This window comes from Frankia sp. CeRuru1, assembly GCF_977966315.1.
Genome location: NZ_CDWWEW010000488.1, coordinates 1 through 3,209, shown reverse-complemented (window position 1 = coordinate 3,209; position 3,209 = coordinate 1). Strand labels below are relative to the sequence as shown.

Here is a 3,209-nt window from a genome sequence, read left to right as displayed (position 1 = left end):
CCCGAAAGCCTCGGCGGTCTGCGCCTCGCCGGCGCCGTCCCGCTCGACCCCAAGCCGGCGACCCCGCCTCCCCCCGCCAGTAGCGCCGCCACGGCCGCGCCGGACGCCCGTCCCGGCGCGCCCGCCGGGCCCGTGGTCATCGACGTCACCGAGGCGAGCTTCGCCACCGACGTGGTCAGCCGGTCGATGCAGGTTCCCGTAGTGCTGGACTTCTGGGCCTCCTGGTGCGGCCCGTGCAAGCAGCTCAGCCCGATCCTGGAGAAGCTCGCCGCGGTGGACGGCGGCCGGTGGATCCTCGCCAAGATCGACGTCGATGCGAACCCGGGCCTCGCGCAGGCCGCCGGCGTGCAGGGCATCCCCGCGGTGAAGGCGGTGATCGGCGGGCGGATCATCGGGGAGTTCACCGGCGCCGTGCCCGAACGGGAGGTGCGGAGCTGGCTCGATCAGCTGCTCTCCCTGGTCGACGAGGCGATGGGCGGAGTCCCGGGCGCGGCAGCCGTGGGCGGTCCCGCCCGTGACCCACATGTGGCGGCGGCCGAGGCGGCGCTTGCCCGTGGCGACTTCGACACCGCGGTCGAGTCCTACCGCATCCGGCTCACCGAGGCGCCCGCGGATCCCGAGGCCCTGACCGGGCTCGCGCGGGCCGAACTGCTGCGCCGGGTGCGTGGGTACGATCCGGTGGACATCCGCAACCGGCTGGCGGCGAATCCGGACGACGTCGAGGCCGCGGTCGCCACGGCCGACCTGGGCATCGCGCAGGGAGCCGTGGCCGGGGCCCTCGCTGGTCTCGTCGAGGTTGTCCGCCGGACGGCGGGGCCGGAGCGGGAAAGGGCCCGAGCGCACCTCGTCGGGCTGTTCCAGGCGTTGGGTGACGAGGAGCCCGCGGTGGCCCCGGCCCGACGCTCCCTGGCAGCTGCCCTCTTCTGAGCGTACGGTAGTCGAGTTGTGGGGAGCCAGGCACGGTCCAGGGACCGCAGACCGTGCTCAGGTCCCCACATTCACTGGCCGGCAGAAACCCCGAAGGGCGTCCGGTGCGGGGAGAGCCAGATGGCCCCGAGGGGCGGCAGCGTCAGGGTTGCCGAGGCGTCGAGACCGTGATGCGGCTCCTCGACAGCCTGGACTGAGCCGAGATTGCCGATGTTGCCGCCGCCGTAGCGGTACCCGTCAGTGTTGAGTATCTCGCGCCAGCGGCCGGGGAACGGCAGCCCGATGCGGTAGCCCTCGTGCCCGATGCCGGCGAAGTTGGCGACGCAGGCCAGCACGCCGCCCGCCGGGTCCTCGCCCGACCAGCGCAGGAACGAGAAGACGTTGTTCTCCGCGTCGTTCGCGTCGATCCAGGAGAAGCCCGCCGGGTCGGCGTCGTGTTGGTACAGGGCCGGGATCGTCCGGTAGAGCCCGTTCAGGTCGCGCACGAGGTCCGCGACACCGGCGTGGGCGGGATCGTCCAGCAGAGGCCATTCGAGGGACGCAGACTCGTTCCACTCGTTGTCCTGGGCGAACTCGCAGCCCATGAAGAGCAGCTTCTTGCCGGGATGCGCCCACATGTAGGCGAGCAGCGCCCGCAGGTTCGCGAGCTGTGCCCAGCGGTCGCCGGGCATCTTGCGTAGCAGGGAACCTTTGCCGTGGACCACCTCGTCGTGGCTGAACGGCAGGATGAAGTTCTCCGAGTATGCGTACACCATCGAAAAGGTCATCTGATGGTGGTGGTACATGCGGTGGATCGGCAGCCGGGAGTTGTAGTCGAGGGTGTCGTGCATCCACCCCATGTTCCATTTGAAGCCGAAGCCCAAGCCGCCGAGGTGGGTGGGGCGGGTGACCCCGGGCCACGCGGTCGACTCCTCCGCGATCATCATTGCGCCCGGGAAACGGCGGTAGACGGTGGCGTTGGTCTCCTGCAGGAACGAGACGGCATCGAGGTTCTCCCGGCCGCCGTGGATGTTGGGCAGCCAGCCACCCTCCGGCCGGGAGTAGTCGAGGTACAGCATCGAGGCGACCGCGTCGACGCGTAGTCCATCGATGTGGAATTCCTCGAACCAGTACAGGGCGTTTGCCACGAGGAAGTTGCGCACCTCGGGGCGGCCTAGGTCGAAGACGTAGGTACCCCAGTCGGGCTGTTCACCGCGGCGTGGATCTGGATGTTCGTACAGGGGGGTGCCGTCGAAGCGGCCCAGCGCCCAGGTGTCCCGGGGGAAGTGCGCCGGCACCCAGTCGACGATCACCCCGATGCCGGCGCGGTGCAGCGTGTCCACGAGGTGGCGGAACTCGTCGGGGCTGCCGAAGCGGGCCGTCGGGGCGTAGTAGGCCGACACCTGGTAGCCCCAGGAGCCGCCGAAGGGATGCTCGGCCACGGGCAGCATCTCCACGTGGGTGAAGCCGTTCTCGACGACGTACGCGGTCAGCTCCTCGGCGAGCTCCCGGTAGGACAACCCGCGCCGCCAGGAGCCCAGGTGGACCTCGTAGACGCTCACCGGTTCGGTGCGCCAAGCCGTCCGGGCCCGCCGGTCGAGCCACGCGCCGTCATTCCAGGTGAAGTCGGAGGCGAACACCACGCTCGCGGTGGCCGGCGGCACCTCGGTGTGGAACGCCAGCGGATCCGCCTTCTGCCGCCAGATCCCGTCGAAGCCGAGGATTTCGTACTTGTACCGGGCGCCGGTGCCGGCGCCGGGGACGAACAGCTCCCAGATCCCGGAGCGGCCGAGCGAGCGCATCGGGAAGGCGCGCCCGTCCCAGAAGTCGAAGTCGCCGACGAGCCGAACCCCCCGCGCAGAGGGGGCCCACACGGCGAAGCTGACCCCGGTGACCGTGGCGCCGCCCGGCGTCGTCAGTGCGCGCGGATGTGCCCCGAGCACCTTCCAGAGCTGTTCGTGCCGGCCCTCAGTGATCAGATGGAGGTCCATCTCACCGAGGGTGGGCAGGTGCCGGTAGGGGTCGTCGACGAGGTACGAGCCGTCCGGGTAGGTCACCTCGATGCGGTAGTCGGGCAGCACTCCCGGCACGGCCACGCCGAACACCCCGCCGCTGTGCAGCCGGGTGGCCGGGTACCGGGCCGGCCCGACGAGGACGGTCACGGCCCTCGCGTCGGGGCGCAGCACCCGCACGACCGTGGCGTCGCTACCGGGATGCGGGTGCGCCCCGAGCAGCGCGTGCGGGTCGTGATGCGCCCCGCTGACCAGCCGCTCCAGGCCGTCCCGCTCCAGGCCGTCCCGCTC

2 protein-coding genes are annotated in these 3,209 nt (G+C 71.1%); one reads left to right on the top strand and one right to left on the bottom strand.

Annotation, left to right across the window (positions count from 1 at the left end):
• The coding region (locus tag AC08OP_RS23195) for a tetratricopeptide repeat protein (RefSeq protein WP_476616115.1) at window positions 1-927 on the top strand (927 nt) is incomplete at its 5' end.
• A 71-nt stretch (window positions 928-998) separates the two neighbouring features.
• Here the strand turns inward: AC08OP_RS23195 and glgB are convergent.
• Entirely contained in the window at window positions 999-3,197 is a 2,199-nt protein-coding gene (gene glgB / locus AC08OP_RS23190) for a 1,4-alpha-glucan branching protein GlgB (protein ID WP_476616116.1), read from the bottom strand.
• Between the last annotated feature and the right edge of the window lie 12 nt (window positions 3,198-3,209).